This is a genomic window from Pantoea sp. B65, assembly GCF_047308185.1.
Lineage (GTDB): Bacteria > Pseudomonadota > Gammaproteobacteria > Enterobacterales > Enterobacteriaceae > Erwinia.
This window is the reverse complement of the sequence record NZ_JAHXPU010000023.1, coordinates 120,813-140,973: the sequence shown is the minus strand read 5'-3', so window position 1 is coordinate 140,973 and position 20,161 is coordinate 120,813. Positions and strand designations below refer to the sequence as shown.

The window sequence follows — 20,161 nt, the reverse complement described above, 5'->3', positions numbered from 1 at the left end:
GGGAGATTGCTTATCTGCGGGATGTGATGGCGATCTGCTCGCATACAGCCAATGACTGCGCCTGTTTGGCATAATCATATCGCCGTTAAGGGGCGGCCTGATGCCGCCCCTTAAGGATTAACGGGTCAAATCGTCAAAAAACTTTTTCACACCGTCAAAGAAGCTCTTGGAACGTGGGCTGTTATTTTCGCCGGATGGACCGCCGAAACTCTCTTCCAGCTCGCGTAACAGCGACTTCTGTTTTTCATTCAGACTCACCGGAGTTTCCACCACTACGCGGCACAGCAGGTCACCCTGAGTACCACCGCGTACGGATTTCACCCCTTTACCGCGCATCCGGAACAGCTTGCCGGTCTGTGTTTCCGCCGGAACTTTCAGGTTTACCCGACCATCCAGCGTCGGCACGGCAATTTCGCCCCCCAGTGCGGCCATGGCGAAATTGATCGGCACTTCGCAGTACAGGTTATTATCTTCACGTTCGAAAATCGGGTGTTTCTTCACCTGGACCTGAACGTACAGATCGCCAGCAGGCGCACCGTGCTCACCGGCTTCACCTTCTCCGGTCAGACGAATACGGTCACCGGTATCGACGCCCGCCGGGATTTTCACCGACAGCGTTTTGGATTTCTCCACGCGGCCATGTCCATGGCAGGCATGACAAGGATCTTTAATTACCGAACCACGGCCGTGACAGGTCGGGCACGCCTGCTGCACGGTAAAGAAACCCTGACGCATCTGCACCTGGCCCGCACCATGACAGGTTGAACAGGTCTGCGGTTTGGTACCGGATTTTGCGCCGCTGCCGTGGCAAACATCACACTCTTCCAGGGTCGGAATGCGGATCTCTTTGGTCACGCCGCGTACTGCTTCTTCCAGCGAGAGTTCCATGTTGTAGCGTAAATCAGCGCCGCGGGCAGCACGCTGACGGCGTCCCCCGCCAAAGATATCGCCAAATACGTCGCCAAAGATATCACTGAAGTCAGCACCGCCGCCGCCGCCGAAACCGCCGCCACCGCCACCCATACCACCCTGTTCAAAGGCGGCATGACCGTACTGGTCGTAAGCGGCACGTTTCTGCGCATCGGTCAGAATTTCGTAAGCTTCCTTGACCTCTTTAAATTTACTTTCGGCGTCTTTTTCCTGATTGCGGTCAGGATGGAACTTCATCGCCAGGCGTTTGTAGGCCTTTTTGATTTCACGCTCTTCCGCCGATTTCGGAACGCCTAAAACCTCGTAATAGTCTCTTTTCGCCATTCTTAATTATCCTGCCCTTAACATGCGTGCACGGGCGTGGAGAGATCTCCTACGCCCGTGCTGGTTACCTTTACCCTTTCACGACTGGCATTTCTGCCGCCCGTGGGGTACCTGAAAACACCGTAGGGGGGCAGTATATTAACTGCCCCCTTTCCGTTCAGGGCTTATTTTTTGTCGTCTTTCACTTCTTCGAACTCAGCATCGACAACGTCGTCATCTTTCTTAGCAGATGCGTCGCCTGCGTTAGTCGCACCGCCAGCCTGCTGCTGCTGAGCAAATTCCATCAGCTTGCTGGAAACTTCCATCAGCGCCTGCATTTTCGCTTCGATTTCCGCTTTATCTTCGCCTTTCAGCGCGGTGTTCAGCGCAGTCAGAGCGGCTTCAATCGGTGCTTTGTCGTCTGCTGGCAGTTTATCGCCGGCTTCGTCCAGCTGCTTACGCGTGCTGTGAGACAGATGATCGGCCTGGTTACGTATCTGCACCAGCTCTTCAAATTTACGGTCAGCTTCGGCATTAGCTTCCGCGTCGCGTACCATCTTCGCGATTTCTTCCTCGTTCAGACCAGAAGAAGCCTTGATGGTGATTTTCTGCTCACGACCGCTGTTTTTATCCTTCGCTGACACGTGCAGGATACCATCGGCGTCGATGTCGAAAGTGACTTCGATCTGTGGCATACCGCGCGGCGCAGACTGGATACCATCGAGGTTAAACTGGCCCAGTGATTTGTTATCCGCAGCACGTTTACGTTCACCCTGCACCACGTGAATGGTTACCGCAGACTGGTTGTCTTCAGCAGTAGAGAACACCTGACTGTGTTTCGTCGGGATAGTGGTGTTCTTGCTGATCAGCGCGGTCATGACGCCACCCATGGTTTCGATGCCCAGTGACAGCGGGGTTACGTCCAGCAGCAGCACGTCTTTCACGTCGCCAGCCAGAACGCCGCCCTGTACCGCAGCGCCCACCGCTACCGCTTCATCCGGGTTAACGTCTTTACGCGGCTCTTTACCAAAGAATTCAGCCACTTTCGCCTGAACCATTGGCATACGCGTCTGACCACCAACCAGAATAACGTCGTTGATGTCGGAAACCGACAGACCCGCATCCTGCAGCGCTACTTTCAGTGGGTCGATAGAGCGCGCCACCAGATCTTCTACCAGTGATTCCAGTTTCGCACGCGTCACTTTGATGTTCAGGTGCTTAGGCCCCGTGGCATCAGCAGTGATGTACGGCAGGTTCACGTCGGTCTGCTGGGCAGAAGAGAGCTCAATTTTCGCTTTCTCTGCGGCTTCTTTCAGACGCTGCATTGCCAGTGGATCGTTGTGCAGATCGATACCCTGATCTTTCTTAAACTCCGCCACCAGATAGTTAATCATGCGGCTGTCGAAGTCTTCACCACCGAGGTGCGTATCACCGTTGGTTGCCAGAACTTCGAAGGTTTTTTCGCCATCAACATCATCGATTTCAATGATGGAGATATCGAAAGTACCGCCGCCGAGGTCATAAACCGCGATAGTGCGGTTGCCGACTTCTTTATCCAGACCGTAAGCCAGTGCGGCTGCGGTTGGTTCGTTAATAATACGTTTTACGTCCAGACCAGCGATACGGCCGGCGTCTTTGGTTGCCTGACGCTGCGCATCGTTAAAGTATGCTGGTACAGTGATAACCGCTTCAGTTACTGGTTCGCCCAGATAATCTTCCGCCGTTTTCTTCATTTTTTTCAGCACTTCAGCAGAGATCTGCGGTGGTGCCAGTTTCTGGCCTTTCACGTCGATCCATGCATCGCCGTTATCGGCTGCGATGATTTTGTAAGGCATGATTTTCAGATCACGCTGTGCTTCTTCATCCTGGAAGCGACGGCCAATCAGGCGCTTAATCGCAAACAGGGTATTCTGCGGGTTAGTCACAGCCTGACGTTTAGCCGGCTGACCTACCAGAATCTCACCATCCTGCGTGTAGGCAATGATTGAAGGAGTGGTGCGATCGCCTTCCGCATTTTCCAGCACGCGCGCTTTGCCGCCATCCATGATTGCAACACAAGAGTTGGTTGTACCCAGGTCAATACCAATAATCTTACCCATCTAAACGTCTCCCACTTAAATTCGTCAATTCGTAATCAATCTGATTGTGAACCAGTTATGCGGGCGAATTGCGCTATTTCAACCGCCCGGGCCCGCTTTTTTTCGGTCCAACAACATTGGATGAGAAGTAAGTGGGGCCGCATCTGACAGCATCAAGGGTTAAAACTAAAAAAATTTTCATTTTGATTAAAAAAATCAGGCCCGCAAATGCGGGCCTGTCAGTCAGTACGGCGCCGGATTAACCGGCGCTAACTTCACGCATCGCTCCCTGCTGACGGCGTTCTGCGGCCAGCCACAGGCCTAACACTAACCCCATCAGCGCCAGCGCCAGCACATACCAGGCCGGCGCCATCGGCGTGTACTTCATCATCAGTGTGACGGAAATAGGCGTCAGACCGCCAAAGATGGCGTAAGCGACGTTATAGGAAAAAGAGATGCCGCTGAAACGCACTTCCGCCGGGAAAGCATGCACCATCACAAACGGCACCACACCGACCACGCCAACGCTCAGACCGGCAATCGCATATGCCAGGAACAGATACTCAGGCGCAATGGCGGTAATATGGAAAAAGCCCCAGCTACAGATCGCCAGTAACAGACTCCCCAGCGCAAGGATTTTCGCGGCCCCGAAGCGATCGACCAGCAGGCCGGCAAGCACACAGCCAATCATCAGCATCACCGTCGCCAGACTATTCGCCTGCAGGGTGATGGCGGCAGCAATACCGTGCTGTTTTTGCAGCAGCGTCGGCGCCATCAGAATCACCACCACAATGCAGGCAGATAACAGCCAGGTAAGCAGCATTGCTACCACCACCCCGCGTTTATGTTCCGCCAGCACGGTTTTTAGCGGCAGCGTTTCCGACAACGCTTTGCGCTGCTGCATGGCGCGAAATACCGGGGTTTCCTGCAGCCAGCGGCGCAGATACATCGCCACCAGACCAAAAATACCGCCCAGAAAGAAAGGAATACGCCAGCCGGTGGCGACAATCGCCTCAGGCGTCATGGTGGTGTTGATAAGCGTAGCGACCAGCGACCCCAGCAGAATGCCAAAGGTGAGCCCGGCGGTCAGGGTGCCGCAGGCGAAACCAATGCGTTTTTCCGGCACATGCTCGGCGACAAATACCCATGCCCCCGGCACTTCACCACCAATCGCTGCGCCCTGCAGCATCCGCATCAGCAGTAACAGTAATGGGGCGGCAATACCGATAGTCTGATAGGTAGGCAGCATCCCCATCGCCAGCGTTGGCAGCGCCATCAGCAGAATGCTCAGACTGAACATTTTCTTGCGCCCAACCCGGTCGCCGAAGTGCGCCATAATAATGCCGCCCAGCGGGCGCGCCAGATAGCCAGCAGCAAAGATGCCGAAGGTTTGCACCTGGCGCAGCCACTCCGGGATATCGGGCGGGAAGAACAGCTGGCCAATCACCGCGGCGAAGAAGACAAAGATAATAAAGTCGTAGAACTCCAGCGCACCACCCAGTGCCGCCAGAGAAAGGGTTTTGTAATCCTGCCGGTTTAAGCGGCGCGCAATTGTCTGTTCCATAATTTTTCGGGCATTTCCAGAGGCAGAAGAAAAAAAGTATAGCCGTAGCTGTAAAGCTGTGATGACTATACCGTCAATTTCTCGCTACACCCAGTGGCGCTGGATCTTATGCCTGAAAAATTTGTTTTTCAGATGTTTGTGTCACGTCTGGCGCTTTTAGGACGAAAAGCTGCTACCACCTGCGGATGCGTCTCCACATAGGGGCCGTCAAGCAGCTGAATGCAGTAAGGGACACTGGCAAAAATGCCATGCACCTGCGTTTTGCCCTGCTCATCCTTTAACCCTTCCAGCGTCTCCTGGATCGATTTTGGCTGGCCAGGCAGATTAATGATCAGTGATTGTTTACGGATCACGGCAACCTGACGTGACAGAATGGCGGTGGGAACAAAGTTCAGGCTAATTTGACGCATCTGTTCGCCAAAGCCTGGCATCTCGCGATCGGCAACCGCCAGGGTGGCATCCGGCGTCACATCGCGCCGCGCCGGGCCGGTGCCGCCGGTGGTCAGCACCAGATGACAGAACATTTCATCCACCAGCTCGCAAATTGCCTGTTCGATCATCGGCTGCTCATCGGGCACCAGACGTTTTTCCAGCTCAAATGGCGTACTGAGCGCCTGGCCGAGCCACTGCTCCAGCGCCGGCAGGCCCAAATCCTGATAAATACCGTTAGAGGCGCGGTCCGAAACCGAGATCAATCCTATGCGTAATGTATTCATTGTCTGTTCGCTGCGTAGTCACGGCCGGTAAAGCAGAAGCGGCGCGGTTTAATAGAGGGTTACTGGCAAGGATAATACATAGAGGCGGGGAAGAGAAAGTAGCCGGTTGCCCGGCCACTGAAAACTGATTACAGCAGGTCGGCAATCATCTTCTCAAGTTTGCCCTGGTCGATGGCAAAATTACGGATGCCCTGCGCCAGTTTGTCTACTGCCATTGGGTCCTGGTTGTGCTGCCACAGGAACTCAGATTCGGTCATTTTCGCCGGACGCGCTTTCACTTCACCCGTGAAGCTCAGCTTACGCTCAACGCTACCTTCGCTTTCCGCCAGCTCTTTCAGCAGGTTAGGAGAGATGGTCAGACGGTCACAACCGGCCAGCGCCAGAATCTCGCCAACGTTACGGAAGCTTGCGCCCATGACTACGGTTTCATAACCGTGCTGCTTGTAGTACTCATAGATTTCAGTCACCGAAACCACGCCTGGATCTTCGTGCGGCGCGTACTCTTTTTTGTCGGTATTCGCTTTGTACCAGTCGAGGATACGACCAACAAAAGGTGAAATCAGGAAGGCGCCGGCTTCGGCACAAGCACGCGCCTGAGCGAAGGAGAACAGCAGGGTCAGGTTACAGTTGATACCTTCTTTTTCCAGCTGCTCAGCGGCACGGATACCCTGCCAGGTGGAGGCCAGTTTGATCAGAATACGCTCGTTGCTGATACCCGCATCGTTGTACAGTTTGATCAGGCTACGAGCCTTGGCGATGCTGCCGGCGGTGTCGTAAGAGAGGCGCGCATCAACTTCAGTCGAGATACGGCCGGGGATCAGTTTCAGAATTTCCAGACCGATATTGACGGCCAGTTTATCGGAAGTGTACTGAATCTGTTCGGCTTTATCACTGCTCTGATCGCGCGCCCAGGCGATCGCTTCATCGATCAGCTTACGGTATTCAGGGATTTGCGCGGCGTTAAGAATCAGAGAAGGGTTGGTGGTGGCATCCTGCGGCTGATATAGCTTCATCGCTGCGATATCGCCGGTGTCAGCAACCACAGTAGTTAGCTGACGTAAGGAAGTAAGTTTGTCCGTCATAGTTGTCATTCTCATTAAGTTAGACTGTCGAGGGGTAAAAAGTCTGTGGTCGATAATATCACGCGCAACTGACCACGCAAGGTAAGGTTGCCGCTAAAAAGATAGCCAGGACGAATAGCAACGATTTGCCTAATCCGATGGCTTTTTTGCTATGGTTAGTCCCTGTTATATTTCGCATAAACCCTGTGGGTTAAATGAAGGGAAAGAACAATGTTGATGGTTATCTCTCCGGCCAAGACGCTGGATTTTGACAGCCCACTGGCGACGAAAAAATTTACCCAACCCGCGTTGCTGGAGAAGTCACAACAGCTGATCGCCGTGGCGCGCGATCTGTCACCGGCGCAAATTGGCTCACTGATGCATATCAGCGATAAGCTGGCGGAACTCAACGCGCAGCGCTTTAACGACTGGCAGCCGCCCTTCTCACCCGACAATGCGCGTCAGGCGATTCTGGCGTTTAAAGGTGATGTTTATACCGGCCTGCAGGCGGAAGATTTCAGCGCGCAAGATTTCGACTTTGCCCAGCAGCATCTGCGCATGCTTTCCGGCCTGTATGGCCTGCTGCGCCCGCTCGATTTAATGCAGGCCTATCGTCTGGAGATGGGGATCAGGCTGGCAAACCCGGCGGGAAAAGATCTCTATACCTTCTGGGGCGACACGCTGACCGAAGCGCTGAATGCGGCGCTGGCGGAGCAGGGAGACGATGTGCTGATTAATCTGGCATCCGATGAATATTTTAAAGCGATCCGGCCAAAGCGGCTTAACGCCCGGGTAATCAAGCCGGTGTTTCTCGATGAGAAAAACGGCAAGTTTAAAGTGATCAGTTTTTATGCCAAGAAAGCGCGCGGGCTGATGAGCCGCTATATCATTCAACACCGTCTGACGAAACCGGCGCAGTTGAAGAAATTCGATCTGGAAGGTTACTGTTTTAACGCGGAATCCAGCAGTGAGAATGAGCTGGTGTTTAAGCGAGATGAGCAAAAATAATTAACACGCTCTCTCTGAAACGCGACAGGGGCGACATCTATGCCGCCCCTGCCACTGCCATCACTTACTTGAGCAAAAATGCCCGCAGCTCAGCAAAGCTGGCATGCATAGGATGCGAAAGCAGTTCCAGATCGGCACGCTCGGCCAGCTCGGCTGGCAACGGCAGCTGTTTGTCGAGAATCTCTTCCACACTCTCTTTAAACTTCGCCGGATGCGCGGTGCCGAGGAACAGGCCAAATTCACCCGGCTGCAGCTGGTCACGCAGCAAACGGTAAGCAATCGCCGCATGAGGCTCAGAAACGTAGCCGATGCCGTCCAGCTCGCGCATGGTGGCTTTGGTGGTCTCATCGCTCACCGCGCCAGTCGCCAGATCGGATAAACGCCAGGTCTTACGACGGAACAGCTCTTCCACACGCGGCCAGTTGTTTGGCTGGCTGACATCCATTGCATTCGACAGAGTCGCAACGGTGGTATTCGGCTGCCACTGGCCGCTGGTCAGGAAACGCGGCACCGTATCGTTGGCATTGGTGGCGGCAATAAAGCGTTTCACCGGCAGCCCGAGGGACTTCGCCAGCAAACCCGCGGTCAGATCGCCAAAGTTACCGCTGGGTACCGAAATCACCAGCTGGTTGCGCTGCTCTTGCGGCAACTGCGCCACCGCTTCAAAGTAGTAGCAAATCTGCGCCAGCAGACGGCTGATATTGATGGAGTTCGCTGAATTCAGGCCAATCGCCTTTTTCAGCTCTTCATCATCAAATGCCTGCTTCACCAGCGCCTGACAGGCGTCAAAATCACCGTCGATGGCAATGGTTTCAATGTTGCCGCCGAGAGTACAGAACAGTTTCTCCTGCAGCGGGCTGATTTTGCCCTGTGGATAGAGGATCACTACCCGCACATTTTCCATGCCGTAGAACGCATGGGCAACCGCCGCGCCGGTATCGCCGGAGGTGGCGGTCAGAATGGTGATCTGCTCATCAGCCCCGCTGATATACGCAAGCATCTGCGCCATAAAACGGCCGCCGAAGTCTTTAAATGCCAGGGTCGGGCCATGGAACAACTCCAGCGCGGAGATATCTTCCGACACTTTGACCACCGGCGCCGGGAAAGCGAACGCCTGTTTCACGCGCTGCTGCAACTGATGCGCCGCAATTTCATCGCCGATAAAGGCGGAGAGGATTTTGCTGCTGCGGGTCACGAAATCCAGCTTCAGCATCTCATCGATTTCAGTCAGTTCGAACTCAGGCAGCTCCAGTGGGAAAAACAGCCCTTGCTGTTTGCCCAAACCCTGCTTTACCGCCTGGGCAAAGCTGACCTGCTCGTTGTGATCCTTAAGGTTATACAGTTTCATGCGTTATCCCAGTTTACGTGCGCCTGCCGTGTCTAAACGGCAAATATGTACAAAGCCTTCATCATTCTGCAGGTAGTGCTGGCTCAGCCAGTCGGCCATACGCTGCGCGGTATCCGTATTGTCGCAGACGGCAAACAGCGTCGGACCGGAACCGGAAATACCACAGGCCAGCGCGCCAATACTCTGCGCCGCCTGCCGTGCGGCGGCAAAACCTGGCAGCAGTTTAGTGCGATACGGTTCGGCGATCACATCTTTCATCAGTTTCGCCGCCAGCGCCGGCTGCTGAGTGTGGCAGGCATGAATAAATCCCGCCAGATAGCGACCATGTTTGATGCAATCTTCTTTGCGGTATTGCGCCGGTAAAATCGCCCGCGCTTCGGCGGTGGAAACCTTAATGCCCGGATATGCCATTACCCACAGCCAGTCATCAAAGCCTGGCACTTCCTGGCTGATAATGCCGTTCTCTTCCAGCATCAGTTGCAGACCGCCGAGGAAACATGGCGCGACATTATCGTAGTGCACACTGCCGGAAATACGCCCTTCCAGCTCGCCCATCAGCGCCAGTAACTCGGTATCACTCAGCGGCTTACCGCAGAATTCATTCATCGCCATCAGGCCAGCCACTACCGAACAGGCGGAAGAGCCAAGCCCGGAGCCGATTGGCATATTTTTTTCCAGCTTCATCGCTACCGGCACTTGTTTACCGATGGCTTCACAGAAGCGCGCCCAGCACTGATAAACGATATTCTCTTGCGGATCGGTCGGCAGTTTACTGACGAAACGCCCTTCGTTAACCAGACTAAAGCTGTCGGCGGCTTCCACGCTTACGCAGTCGCCCAGCAGCGAACCATCAACTGGCGATACCGCCGCGCCAAGAACATCAAAGCCGACGCTGACATTGCCAATCGAGGCCGGTGCATAAATTTTTACCATCATTAAACTCCCAACTTCCACGACAGCGTGCGTAACAGATCGGCAAATACCCCGGCGGCGGTAACATCATTACCGGCGCCGTAACCGCGCAGTACCAGCGGAATCGGCTGATAATAGCGACTGTAGAACGCCAGCGCATTCTCACCATTTTTTACTTTATACAGCGGATCATTACCGTCGACGGCGTCAATTTTCACCTTACATACCCCGCCCTCTTCAATCACACCGACAAAACGCAACACTTTACCCTCTTCACGGGCGGCGGCCACGCGGTTGGCAAAAGCATCATCCAGCTCCGGCAGGCGCTGCATAAAGGTTTCGACATCGGCGATCTGCGTCAGGCTGGCCGGCAATACCGCTTCAATCTCGATATCACTCAGTTCCAGCTGATGGCCGGCTTCGCGGGCAAGGATTAGCAGCTTACGCGCCACATCCATACCGGAGAGGTCGTCGCGCGGATCCGGCTCGGTAAAGCCCATATCGCGCGCCATTTTGGTGGCTGCAGAGAGTGATACGCCCTCATCCAGTTTACCAAAGATAAATGACAGCGAGCCAGACAGGATACCGGAGAAACGAATCAGCTCATCACCGGCATTTAACAGGTTTTGCAGGTTTTCGATAACCGGCAAACCGGCGCCGACATTGGTGTCATACAGGAACTTACGCCGCGATTTCGCCGCCGCGGTGCGCATCTGCTGGTAGTAGTTCCAGGAGGAGGTGTTGGCCTTTTTATTTGGCGTCACCACATGGAAGCCATCGGCAAGGAAATCGGCATACTGATCGGCCAGCGCCTGGCTGGAAGTACAGTCGACAATCACCGGGTTCAGCAGATGGTACTCTTTCGCCAGACGTGACAAGCGCTCAAGGCTGAACGGCTCTTTCGCCGCCTGTAGCGCCTCTTGCCAGTTGTCTAATGACACGCCGTGCACATTCGTCAGTAACGCTTTGGAGTTGGCGATACCGCAGACGCGCAGATCGATATGTTTGTTTTTCAGCCATGGCTGCTGACGATGCAACTGCTCGATCAACGCGCCGCCAACGCCGCCGACGCCGACCACAAACACTTCAATCACCTGATCGGTGGCGAACAACATCTGATGCACCACCCGCACCCCGGTAGTGGTGTCGGCATTACTGACCACCACCGAGATTGAGCGCTCTGAGGAACCCTGCGCAATCGCCACGATATTGATATTGGCGCGCGCCAGCGCCGAGAAAAATTTGGCGGAGATGCCGCGCTGAGTGCGCATACCGTCGCCGACCACCGAGATCACCGCCAGCTGCTCCATCACATCCAGCGGTTCCAGCAGGCCATCTTTTAATTCCAGATAGAATTCATCTTCCAGCACGCGGCGCGCACGCCCCAGGTCACCCTGCGATACGCAGAAGCTGATGCTATATTCGGAAGAGGATTGGGTAATCAGCACCACCGAAATACCGGCGCGTGACATCGCGGCAAATACCCGCGCGGCCATGCCCACCATCCCTTTCATTCCCGGACCAGAGACGTTGAACATCGCCATATTATTCAGGTTGGTAATGCCCTTAACCGGGTTTTCATCATCCACGCCATCGCCACCGATCAGCGTGCCGGGGGCTTGCGGATTGGCGGTGTTTTTAATCAGGCATGGGATTTGGAACTGGGCGATAGGCGTGATAGTACGTGGATGCAGAACTTTGGCGCCGAAGTAGGACAGCTCCATCGCTTCCTGATACGACATCGACTTTAGCAGCCGCGCATCCGGCACCTGGCGCGGGTCACAGGTATAGACGCCATCAACGTCAGTCCAGATCTCGCAACAATCGGCGCGTAAACAGGCCGCCAGTACCGCTGCCGAGTAGTCGGAACCGTTGCGCCCCAGCACCACCAGTTCACCGCGTTCGTTACCGGCGGTAAAGCCCGCCATCAGCACCATATTGCTCGCCGGGATCTGGCTGGCGGCAATACGACGGGTTGACTCGGCGATATCCACGGTTGATTCCAGATAATGGCCGACGGCCAGCAACATCTCTACCGGGTCAATCACGCTCACGCCATAACCACGGGCCTGTAACAGCGCTTCCATAATGGCGATCGAGAGTTTTTCACCGCGGCAGATAATCGCCGCGTTCACGCTGTCCGGGCACTGCCCGAGCAGACTGATACCGTGCAGGATCTGCTTTAACTGGGCGAACTCCAGATCCACCTGGGTTTTCAGGCGATCATAAGCGAAGCCTGGCTGAGCCTCAGCCAGCCCCTGTAGCAGTTCAGCGAAAATGCGTTCAGCGTCGCTGATATTCGGCAATGCGTCCTGACCGCTGATGGTTTTCTCAATCATCGCCACCAGGTGGTTGGTAATTTTAGCCGGGGCGGAGAGCACCGTCGCGACCTGTCCCTGCTGCGCATTGCTTTCCAGAATGTCGGCAACACGCATAAATCTGTCTGCATTTGCCACTGAGGTCCCGCCGAATTTCAGCACTCGCATGTTTAAAGCTCTCCTGAATTTATGCCGAAAAAAAAAGCCCGCACTGTTTAGGTGCGGGCTTCTTTTTTTGTTATTTCCTGTATGCGTCAGCCCGCACCGTTACCTGTGGTAATGGTGGTGGTAATAATAATTGTGGTGTTCAGGCTGATGTTGCGCATTTAGATTTTTCGTCTGTCTGTCTTTTGATATCTGTCTGTCTTCCAGAATTAAAGCAAAGTGATGGCTAAGTCAATTTTTTTATCTGCAATAAATCACCGCCAAATCCACTACTTCCATCGCAAATTGCCGCTTGTTTGTGTGGATATTTCACCTCTGGCAATTTTGCTGGTGACTCCCACTGCCAGATGACGATCAGACCGAATTTTTATCTATAAGTTTTTTTTCTACATCATGGAGCAGACGATGCAACATCGCACTGTCGCGCTGCTCCAGCAGGCCAATACGCTGCTGCAACCAGTCGACCAGTTTCTCATCATTATTCACTGCCAGCGTCACCAGTAACTGGTCGATACGCTGACGTAACGCGCTTAGCTGCTGTTGATCGGCCGCCGCCGCCGGGACCACCGCCAGCTGACGCAGCGCGGATAATTGATAGCAGTACACCATTACCGCCTGCCCCAGATTAAGCGAGGGATACTCATTAGCCATCGGAATGCCGGTCAGCAAATCAACCTGCGCCAGTTCATCGTTAGTCAGCCCGCTATCTTCGCGGCCAAATACCAGCGCCATACGGTTTACCCACTGCATCTTCTCTTGCAGGATCGCCTGCACCTGCTGCGGCGTAGCGTAATAGCGGAATTTGGCGCGGCTGCGCGCAGTGGTGGCTACCGAAAAATCGATATCCGCCAACGCTTCGGCCAGCGAGTTAAAATGCGTAGCGTTATCAAGAATTTCGCCGGCACCGTGTGCCACCCAGCGGGCTGCGGGCTGCAGATAAGCCTGACTTTGCACAATACGCAATTCAGTAAAACCCATGGTTTTCATTGCCCGTGCAGCAGCACCGACATTTTCCGCACGGGCAGGAGCGACCAGAATCAGAGGAAACAGCATGACAGCCTTAAATGTTACATTTGCACATGCGGATACTCTGACATGACAGCATGTTAAATAACAGTTTGGCGTATTTAACAATTAGATAACAAGGTTAATTTCCCGCGTTAAATTACCTCAGATTCGCCTTAGCCATCCCCTTGCGCCACCAACCGGCAATTAATCGCGGTAATTAACAAATAAACAATAATAATCATATAGTTAAAAACAACATACCGACAAAATCACGCTGACGGTTAATTTCCCGCTGAATCGAGGCTATTTGGGGGAGAATTGTGAGCTAAGCTGGCATTCTACGAAGAGTTTTTCACAAAAGTGTTAACGTGCTACAATTGATTTTGATATAAGTCAACGAAGCGTTGTTTTAATGCGTATCGCTTGTAGTCAGCACTGTTATGTTGCTGTTAATGCAGTTAGGATATACGGCGTTAGGACAGTGCCGGGGCATGCAGGATTCATCCTTATGGCTGAGCTGACAATGTTGTTGACGTTGATGGATAGTGCATCAAGAACATAATTCTGTACTTCGGTTAAATCCTCACCTGAGAGGGTTACTTCACAGCCAGGTGATTTAACGGTTGTACGTCCTGTTTTCGATTTTGTTGGCAATTTTAGGTAGCGAACACATGCAGACCCCGCACATACTTATCGTTGAAGACGAATTAGTGACCCGCAATACCCTCAAAAGTATTTTTGAGGCCGAAGGCTACATGGTGTATGAAGCGACGGACGGTGCAGAAATGCATCAGATCCTGACCGAAAATGACGTAAACCTGGTGATTATGGATATTAATCTGCCTGGTAAAAATGGCTTATTGCTGGCGCGTGAACTGCGTGAGCAGGCTAACGTTGCGCTGATGTTTCTGACCGGCCGCGATAACGAAGTCGACAAGATCCTGGGGTTAGAAATCGGTGCTGATGACTACATCACCAAACCGTTTAACCCACGTGAACTGACGATTCGTGCGCGCAATCTGCTGTCACGCACCATGAACCTGGCGATCAGTAGCGACGAACGCAAACTGGTTGAAAGCTATAAGTTCAACGGCTGGGAACTGGATATCAACAGTCGTTCCCTGATCAGCCCGCACGGCGAACAGTACAAACTGCCACGCAGTGAGTTCCGTGCGATGCTGCACTTCTGCGAAAACCCGGGCAAAATTCAGACCCGTGGCGATCTGCTGAAAAAAATGACCGGTCGCGAACTGAAACCACACGATCGCACGGTTGACGTGACGATTCGTCGCATCCGTAAACATTTCGAGTCAATACCGGATACGCCGGAAATCATCGCCACCATTCACGGCGAAGGTTATCGTTTCTGTGGCGATCTGCACGATTGATTAACCGGCGGCATCCAGCCGCCTGCGTTGTTTCAGATCCGACACTGAACGGGGCGGCATTAATGCCGCCCTTTTCAATGGGTTGCACAGGCCCGTTTACTCCTTCCACGGCATAATTGGCACCGCACTCAACGCGTTCTTTGGTGAACCCTCCACCACTTTGTCGGAATAAGCGAGATAGATCAGCGCATGGCGTTTTTGATCAAAAAAGCGCACTACCTGCAATTTTTTGAATATCAGTGAGGTCCGCTGACGGAACACCACATCACCTTCCGCTTTACCCTGGGCAATCTTATCGGTTAGCGTGACCGGCCCCACCTGCTGACAGGAAATCGCGGCATCCGAAGTATCTTCTGCCAACCCCAGGCCACCCTTAATACCACCGGTTTTTGCCCGGCTGATATAACAAGTTACATTTTTTACGTCGGGATCATCAAAGGCTTCGACGATGATTTTATGATCGGGTCCAAACACCTTAAACACCGTATCTACTGAGCCGACGACCTCTGCCTGAGCAGCGAACGCAGAAAAAATAACTGCCGTTACTAATAACCGAGCTTTTATTATCATTACGTTACCATTGCATAAGAAATAGATGAAACTGTAAGCTAAACACCGAAACGGGGTTCACACCTTCCTGCATTTATTAACTGACACCAATTTGCATTGATATAGCACATTCGGACTAATAAAACCGCCGCAGGTTTCCAGGCATTTAGTGCTATTATTCGTCGACTTTGCTTTTCCCTGCGCCAACACTGTGTACGAAAGAGGACGATTTATGGACCAAGCCGGTATCATTCGCGATTTGCTTGTCTGGCTGGAGAGCCATCTGGATCAACCATTGTCGCTCGACAATGTGGCAGCAAAAGCAGGTTATTCCAAATGGCATCTGCAACGAATGTTCAAGGAAGTCACCAGCCATGCGATCGGCGCCTACATCCGGGCACGCCGTCTGTCGAAGGCTGCGGTTGCGTTACGTCTGACCAGCCGTCCGATTCTGGATATTGCGTTGCAGTATCGTTTTGACTCGCAACAAACCTTTACCCGCGCCTTTAAAAAGCAGTTTGCGCAGACGCCAGCTTACTACCGCCGTTCTTCAGACTGGAACTCTTTTGGTATCCGGCCGCCGATCCGCCTTGGCGAATTCCAGCTACCGGAACCGACTTATGTCACGCTGCCGGAGACGGTGCTGGTCGGCCAGACCCAGAGCTATACCTGTACGCTGGAACAGATTTCACGCTACCGCGATGAGATGCGCATCCACTTCTGGCGTCAGTTCCTGACAGAAACCGATACCGTGCCGCCAATGCTGTATGGTCTGCATGAGTCGCGGCCAAGTCAGGAGAAAGACGATGAGCAGGAGATCCTCTACACCACGGCAGTGCTGTCGGACCAGCTGACGCAGGCGATGCAATCCACCCAGACGGTGTTACTGGAAGCCGGGGAATACGTGCAGTTTAGCTACCAGGGACCGACCGGCGATCTGCAAGAATTTATCCTGCTGATTTATGGCACCTGTATGCCTACGCTGGGACTGACACGCCGTCAGGGCCAGGATATTGAACGTTTCCATACCCATGGCGGCAAGAAACGTCAGGATCCGCCAACCGAGATTCGCTGCGATTATTTGATTCCGATTCGGCCTCAGGCTTAATCACGAACCACCCCAGGGCGGCATTAATGCCGCCCTGGCGGCCATGCTAGCGCTGTAACTCATCCAGCGACGGCTCATCCAGATGCGAAACATCCCCTGCGGTCTCAACAATCCAGCCGGAAGCCAGCCAGGCGCTCTGCTGATAATCCACCCGTGAAATCGAGCAGTTGCGCAACCGCAGACGACGCTCGGCACTCGGCGACAGACCAAGGATAGTACTCACCAGCACCCCCAGCGCCATACCGTGACTGACCAGCAACGGACGACAACCGGCCGGCAGGTCAAGACAGGCGTTCAGCGCCGCGTGCATCCGCGCCGCCATCTCCGCCATCGACTCTCCCTGAGGAATGCGGCCACCCTCAGTGCCGTCGACCAGTGTCTTACGCCAGCTCTCTTCTTCTGCGGTCAGCGTATCGATAGGGCGCTGCTCCAGCACCCCCATATTTAATTCACGCAAACGCGCATCAAGTGTTACGCTGCAACCACAGGCATCAGCAATGATTTCAGCGGTATGACGCGTGCGTCCGAGGTCACTGGCAATAACATGGGTAATACCTAAAGACTTCACGCGCTCAGCGACCTGAGACGCCTGCTGTTCGCCTTTCGCGGTGAGGGCGCTGTCTGATTGTCCCTGAATACGTCGGGCGGCATTCCAGAGCGTTTCTCCGTGGCGAACAAGATAGACCTGTAACATGTAATTTTTCCGTTATACTGCGACAAATTTGCGTAGAGGGTTCAAACAATTATGTACCATGTTGTCGCTGCTACCATCAATCCGGCAAAAATTAGCGCGATTTCTCAGGCATTCAGCGATGTTTTCGGCGAAGGATCCTGCCATATCGAAGGTGTTGAGGTCGACAGTGGCGTTGCTGCGCAGCCGGTTACAAATACAGAAACGAGAACTGGCGCACGTCAGCGCGTGATGAATGCGCGTCAGGTGCGACCAGAAGCTCACTTCTGGGTAGCAATCGAAGCCGGAATCGAAGACACCAGCGCCTTTGCGTGGATGGTGATTGAAGACCATAAACAGCGCGGTGAATCACGTTCCGCCAGCTTTACCCTGCCGCCGATTGTGATGAAGGGTATTCATCAGGGTCGCGAACTGGGTGATGAAATGGCGCGCCTGACCGGCAACCAGAACATTAAACAGCAGGGAGGAGCCATTGGCGCCTTTACCCATGGTTTACTGACTCGCACCAGCGTCTATCATCAGGCATTGATTCTGGCGCTCTGCCCGTTTCATAACGATATCTACCAGCTGAAGAGCGAAGGCTCAGATCTTATCTGAGCCATTCAGTAGTTGCGTCTCCAGCCAGTTTTTCAGCGCTGGCGGCGCGGCTTTCAGGCTGTTTGAGCCACGGGTAATGGTCGCAATACCGGCACCCAGCTCATTTTTTAACTCACGCTGGCTCATCTCTCCGCGCATTAACTCTTCAATAATCCGCAGCCGGGTACCGTAGGACTCGCGTTCATCGGGCGTCATCATCAACTGTAACAACGGCAAATGCAGATTATCGGCAAACGCCCGTTGCATCAGCGCAACGAAACGCAGCCACTCGGCATTATGCGGCTCTTCAGTAACAGGTATTACAGATTGAGTCATAAACGTTCTTCCGTACTCATTAACGAGTACAGAAGAATAGCACACTCAATAACGCCGCTGCCACTCACCATCGGCAATGATCTTGTCTGGCTTATTCATCAGGTGGCGATAATAAGCATCATACGCCAGCACGTTTTTCACATATCCGCGCGTTTCCGAGAACGGAATGGTTTCAATAAACGCCACTGAATCAAGGCGTCCGCCACTGTTACCCAGCCAGGTTTTAACCCGCGACGGCCCGGCGTTATACGCCGCCGAAGCGAAAATACGGTTTTGACTAAATTGCTGATAAACATACTCCAGATACTGAGTGCCAATCTGGATATTGGTCTGCGGATCAAGCAACTGACTGCTATTTATATAGCCTGGGATACTGTACATCTGCACCGTATGCTGCGCGGTGGCCGGCATAATCTGCATCAGGCCGGATGCCCCCACCGGTGAACGCGCCTTCGGATTCCACGCGCTCTCCTGCCGGGCAATGGCCATGGCGTAGCTCTGCGGAATGCTCTTATCGCTGGTAAAGCGTTTAAACTGATCATCCCACGCCAGCGGGAAACGCTCCTGCAGGTGATTCCACAGTTTTCCGCTAATCGTCGCCTGTACGCTCAGATCCCACCAGTCCTGTTCAAAAGCATAACGCGCCAGCATCTGCTGTTCTTGCGGGTTTTTACTGGCAACCAGATACGCCCATTCGGTACGCGCCAGGTTATCCATATTCCAGTACATCAGCTCCCGCACCCGACTAATCGCCGCGCTCTGCACCAGCGTGCTGTCAACGCGCGGCGCCTTATCGACGCGCATCGGATAAGCGACGCCCAGCCGCTGAGCCGCCACCATCGGATAGAAGCCACGTCCCTGCATCAGTTTCTGCAGAATGCCGTCAGCCTCTTCTTTACGTCCCTGCTCAATCAGTAAGTCCGCCTGCCAGTATTGCCATTCGTCTTTCTCTTTCGCTTCCAGCGGCAAGCGCGCCAGCCAGGTATTAAAACCATGACGGTCGTTATTCCCCAGCGCCATGCGCAACCGCCGCTCGATCAACGAGGTGGATTCACTACGCATCACGATATTATCGCGCCAGCGAGCCTGTTCCGGGGTGACATCGTTGCCCATCAGGCGCCAGGCGACCGCTTCATTCAGCTCCTGCTCTTCCTGCTCATCCAGCTTCTGCAAACGCACCAGCGACGGAACCATGGCGCGCGCATTCTCTACGTCCTGTCGCGCCACGCTGGCAAAAGCAATCGCGGTAGCCTGGCGGGTAAAATCGGTCGGACCAACCGAACGGGCAAAGGATTCCACGCCAGCCGGATTGTTTTGCAAATCCATTACCGCATTGGCAATGGTCTGATAGTCAGCTGGCAGCTGCTTCGCCAGGGAATTCACCAGGCTACTGTTGCCGGCTTTCATCGCGAGGCGAATACGTTCCAGCGTGGTAATCGGGCTGCGTTCGCCGGCATCCTGCCAGACGCTAAACAATTTATCGCAGGTCGCTGGCAGCGTGGTGGCGGTCAGCCAGATCTCTTTGGCGCCGCTATAAGCCAGTTGCTGCTCGCCGCCAGCCCATTTAGCGTAATACCAGTTACAGCGCGCCGCTACCGGCTTCGGCGTCTCCGGGCTGAAAGTCAGCAGACCGCGCCAGTCCTGGCGACGCGCCAGTTCATTGACAAAACTGGCCGCCAGCGAGCGAACCGGTGGCAACGTGGGATGCTGCTGGATAAAGTTGCTGACCGCCAGGCTGGTTTCCTGATCGAGATTTTGCGCCAGCTGGCGATATTCGAGGTAGGGATAGAGTGGGTAATCACGTAACGTGGGCATCAGTTGATCCACGGTATCCATCTGCTTATTGTCCCAGGCTTGTTTGATCTGCTGGTAACGAACGCGCTGCGCATCTAACGAATCGGCCTGAACACTACCAGCCATTACTGTCAAACAGGCTCCAACCATCCAGTACTGCCACTTGTCCGCCATGACCTTTCCCACGTTAGCGCCTCTCTTAATTCTGCTATCACTATCTAAGTATAACGGGGTTTCAGCTATCCCATTGTCGGGGCGACATTCATGCCGCCGGCCAATTCTTCATGCTAACCAGATGCCATCGTTCG

18 protein-coding genes and 1 other annotated feature are annotated in these 20,161 nt (G+C 53.9%); of the genes, 4 read left to right on the top strand and 14 right to left on the bottom strand.

Going from position 1 to position 20,161, the window contains the following annotated elements; all coding sequences use genetic code 11:
• Positions 1 to 117: 117 nt before the first annotated feature.
• The 5 genes from dnaJ to tal form a co-directional block, all read right to left on the bottom strand.
• Positions 118 to 1,254 carry a molecular chaperone DnaJ gene (gene dnaJ, locus JWF83_RS10670; protein ID WP_413650179.1) on the bottom strand — a complete coding sequence of 379 codons (1,137 nt, stop codon included), beginning with the start codon at positions 1,252 to 1,254 and terminating at the stop codon, positions 118 to 120.
• Between the two features lie 164 nt (positions 1,255 to 1,418).
• Positions 1,419 to 3,332, bottom strand: a complete 1,914-nt coding sequence (gene dnaK, locus JWF83_RS10665; RefSeq protein WP_413650178.1) for a molecular chaperone DnaK — start codon at positions 3,330 to 3,332, stop codon at positions 1,419 to 1,421.
• Between the two features lie 238 nt (positions 3,333 to 3,570).
• On the bottom strand, positions 3,571 to 4,875 hold the full coding sequence (locus tag JWF83_RS10660) for an MFS transporter (RefSeq protein WP_413650177.1): 1,305 nt from the start codon (positions 4,873 to 4,875) through the stop codon (positions 3,571 to 3,573).
• Between the two features lie 128 nt (positions 4,876 to 5,003).
• Positions 5,004 to 5,591 (bottom strand): molybdopterin adenylyltransferase, encoded by a 588-nt coding sequence (gene mog, locus JWF83_RS10655; RefSeq protein ID WP_413650176.1) that lies wholly within the window; start codon positions 5,589 to 5,591, stop codon positions 5,004 to 5,006.
• A gap of 128 nt (positions 5,592 to 5,719) precedes the next feature.
• Complete coding sequence (gene tal / locus JWF83_RS10650; RefSeq protein ID WP_413650175.1) at positions 5,720 to 6,673, bottom strand: transaldolase; 954 nt, start codon at positions 6,671 to 6,673, stop codon at positions 5,720 to 5,722.
• A 210-nt stretch (positions 6,674 to 6,883) separates the two neighbouring features.
• On the opposite strand from tal, the gene yaaA reads away from it, so the two are divergent.
• On the top strand, positions 6,884 to 7,660 hold the full coding sequence (gene yaaA / locus JWF83_RS10645) for a peroxide stress protein YaaA (RefSeq protein WP_413650174.1): 777 nt from the start codon (positions 6,884 to 6,886) through the stop codon (positions 7,658 to 7,660).
• A gap of 64 nt (positions 7,661 to 7,724) precedes the next feature.
• Here the strand turns inward: yaaA and thrC are convergent, their stop codons facing one another.
• From thrC to JWF83_RS10620, 5 genes are all read right to left on the bottom strand, one after another.
• Positions 7,725 to 9,008: a threonine synthase gene (gene thrC, locus JWF83_RS10640; RefSeq protein WP_413650173.1), complete on the bottom strand. Its 1,284-nt coding sequence runs from the start codon at positions 9,006 to 9,008 to the stop codon at positions 7,725 to 7,727.
• Between the two features lie 3 nt (positions 9,009 to 9,011).
• Positions 9,012 to 9,941, bottom strand: coding sequence for a homoserine kinase (gene thrB, locus JWF83_RS10635; protein ID WP_413650335.1), 930 nt, complete (start codon positions 9,939 to 9,941; stop codon positions 9,012 to 9,014).
• A 2-nt stretch (positions 9,942 to 9,943) separates the two neighbouring features.
• The gene (gene thrA / locus JWF83_RS10630; RefSeq protein ID WP_413650172.1) at positions 9,944 to 12,406 is read right to left on the bottom strand and encodes a bifunctional aspartate kinase/homoserine dehydrogenase I; all 2,463 of its coding nucleotides are present in this window, start codon (positions 12,404 to 12,406) and stop codon (positions 9,944 to 9,946) included.
• A 27-nt stretch (positions 12,407 to 12,433) separates the two neighbouring features.
• Positions 12,434 to 12,557 (bottom strand) — a sequence feature (Thr leader region).
• Positions 12,493 to 12,564 (bottom strand): thr operon leader peptide, encoded by a 72-nt coding sequence (thrL, locus tag JWF83_RS10625; RefSeq protein WP_413650334.1) that lies wholly within the window; start codon positions 12,562 to 12,564, stop codon positions 12,493 to 12,495. It overlaps the preceding feature by 65 nt.
• A gap of 193 nt (positions 12,565 to 12,757) precedes the next feature.
• Positions 12,758 to 13,456 (bottom strand): tRNA/rRNA methyltransferase, encoded by a 699-nt coding sequence (locus tag JWF83_RS10620; RefSeq protein WP_413650171.1) that lies wholly within the window; start codon positions 13,454 to 13,456, stop codon positions 12,758 to 12,760.
• A 626-nt stretch (positions 13,457 to 14,082) separates the two neighbouring features.
• Between JWF83_RS10620 and arcA the strand changes: the two genes are divergently transcribed.
• Positions 14,083 to 14,799 (top strand): two-component system response regulator ArcA, encoded by a 717-nt coding sequence (arcA, locus tag JWF83_RS10615; RefSeq protein WP_413650170.1) that lies wholly within the window; start codon positions 14,083 to 14,085, stop codon positions 14,797 to 14,799.
• 96 nt (positions 14,800 to 14,895) lie between these two features.
• Here arcA and creA read toward each other — a convergent pair whose 3' ends face one another.
• A complete protein-coding gene (gene creA, locus JWF83_RS10610) occupies positions 14,896 to 15,369 on the bottom strand; it encodes a protein CreA (protein ID WP_413650169.1) in 474 nt (157 codons plus the stop codon).
• A gap of 211 nt (positions 15,370 to 15,580) precedes the next feature.
• On the opposite strand from creA, the gene robA reads away from it, so the two are divergent.
• Positions 15,581 to 16,456 carry an MDR efflux pump AcrAB transcriptional activator RobA gene (robA, locus tag JWF83_RS10605; protein ID WP_413650168.1) on the top strand — a complete coding sequence of 292 codons (876 nt, stop codon included), beginning with the start codon at positions 15,581 to 15,583 and terminating at the stop codon, positions 16,454 to 16,456.
• A 46-nt stretch (positions 16,457 to 16,502) separates the two neighbouring features.
• On the opposite strand, the gene gpmB is transcribed toward robA, so the two are convergent.
• The gene (gene gpmB, locus JWF83_RS10600) at positions 16,503 to 17,150 is read right to left on the bottom strand and encodes a 2,3-diphosphoglycerate-dependent phosphoglycerate mutase GpmB (protein ID WP_413650167.1); all 648 of its coding nucleotides are present in this window, start codon (positions 17,148 to 17,150) and stop codon (positions 16,503 to 16,505) included.
• A 51-nt stretch (positions 17,151 to 17,201) separates the two neighbouring features.
• On the opposite strand from gpmB, the gene yjjX reads away from it, so the two are divergent.
• Positions 17,202 to 17,744, top strand: coding sequence for an inosine/xanthosine triphosphatase (gene yjjX / locus JWF83_RS10595; protein WP_413650166.1), 543 nt, complete (start codon positions 17,202 to 17,204; stop codon positions 17,742 to 17,744).
• Here the strand turns inward: yjjX and trpR are convergent.
• Together trpR and sltY are read right to left on the bottom strand one after the other, a co-directional pair.
• The gene (gene trpR, locus JWF83_RS10590) at positions 17,730 to 18,059 is read right to left on the bottom strand and encodes a trp operon repressor (protein ID WP_413650165.1); all 330 of its coding nucleotides are present in this window, start codon (positions 18,057 to 18,059) and stop codon (positions 17,730 to 17,732) included. The genes yjjX and trpR overlap by 15 nt on opposite strands.
• Positions 18,060 to 18,104: 45 nt before the next feature.
• Complete coding sequence (sltY, locus tag JWF83_RS10585) at positions 18,105 to 20,027, bottom strand: murein transglycosylase (RefSeq protein WP_413650164.1); 1,923 nt, start codon at positions 20,025 to 20,027, stop codon at positions 18,105 to 18,107.
• Positions 20,028 to 20,161: the final 134 nt, after the last annotated feature.

Bases quoted from the DNA above. Each gene is read 5' to 3' on its own strand.
- creA (WP_413650169.1), bottom strand. From the start codon at position 15,369: ATGATAATAAAAGCTCGGTTATTAGTAACGGCAGTTATTTTTTCTGCG.
- thrC (WP_413650173.1), bottom strand. From the start codon at position 9,008: ATGAAACTGTATAACCTTAAGGATCACAACGAGCAGGTCAGCTTTGCC.
- gpmB (WP_413650167.1), bottom strand. From the start codon at position 17,150: ATGTTACAGGTCTATCTTGTTCGCCACGGAGAAACGCTCTGGAATGCC.
- arcA (WP_413650170.1), top strand. From the start codon at position 14,083: ATGCAGACCCCGCACATACTTATCGTTGAAGACGAATTAGTGACCCGC.
- dnaK (WP_413650178.1), bottom strand. From the start codon at position 3,332: ATGGGTAAGATTATTGGTATTGACCTGGGTACAACCAACTCTTGTGTT.
- yjjX (WP_413650166.1), top strand. From the start codon at position 17,202: ATGTACCATGTTGTCGCTGCTACCATCAATCCGGCAAAAATTAGCGCG.
- dnaJ (WP_413650179.1), bottom strand. From the start codon at position 1,254: ATGGCGAAAAGAGACTATTACGAGGTTTTAGGCGTTCCGAAATCGGCG.
- yaaA (WP_413650174.1), top strand. From the start codon at position 6,884: ATGTTGATGGTTATCTCTCCGGCCAAGACGCTGGATTTTGACAGCCCA.
- robA (WP_413650168.1), top strand. From the start codon at position 15,581: ATGGACCAAGCCGGTATCATTCGCGATTTGCTTGTCTGGCTGGAGAGC.
- thrA (WP_413650172.1), bottom strand. From the start codon at position 12,406: ATGCGAGTGCTGAAATTCGGCGGGACCTCAGTGGCAAATGCAGACAGA.
- JWF83_RS10660 (WP_413650177.1), bottom strand. From the start codon at position 4,875: ATGGAACAGACAATTGCGCGCCGCTTAAACCGGCAGGATTACAAAACC.
- trpR (WP_413650165.1), bottom strand. From the start codon at position 18,059: ATGACTCAATCTGTAATACCTGTTACTGAAGAGCCGCATAATGCCGAG.
- sltY (WP_413650164.1), bottom strand. From the start codon at position 20,027: ATGGCGGACAAGTGGCAGTACTGGATGGTTGGAGCCTGTTTGACAGTA.
- thrB (WP_413650335.1), bottom strand. From the start codon at position 9,941: ATGGTAAAAATTTATGCACCGGCCTCGATTGGCAATGTCAGCGTCGGC.
- JWF83_RS10620 (WP_413650171.1), bottom strand. From the start codon at position 13,456: ATGCTGTTTCCTCTGATTCTGGTCGCTCCTGCCCGTGCGGAAAATGTC.
- tal (WP_413650175.1), bottom strand. From the start codon at position 6,673: ATGACGGACAAACTTACTTCCTTACGTCAGCTAACTACTGTGGTTGCT.
- mog (WP_413650176.1), bottom strand. From the start codon at position 5,591: ATGAATACATTACGCATAGGATTGATCTCGGTTTCGGACCGCGCCTCT.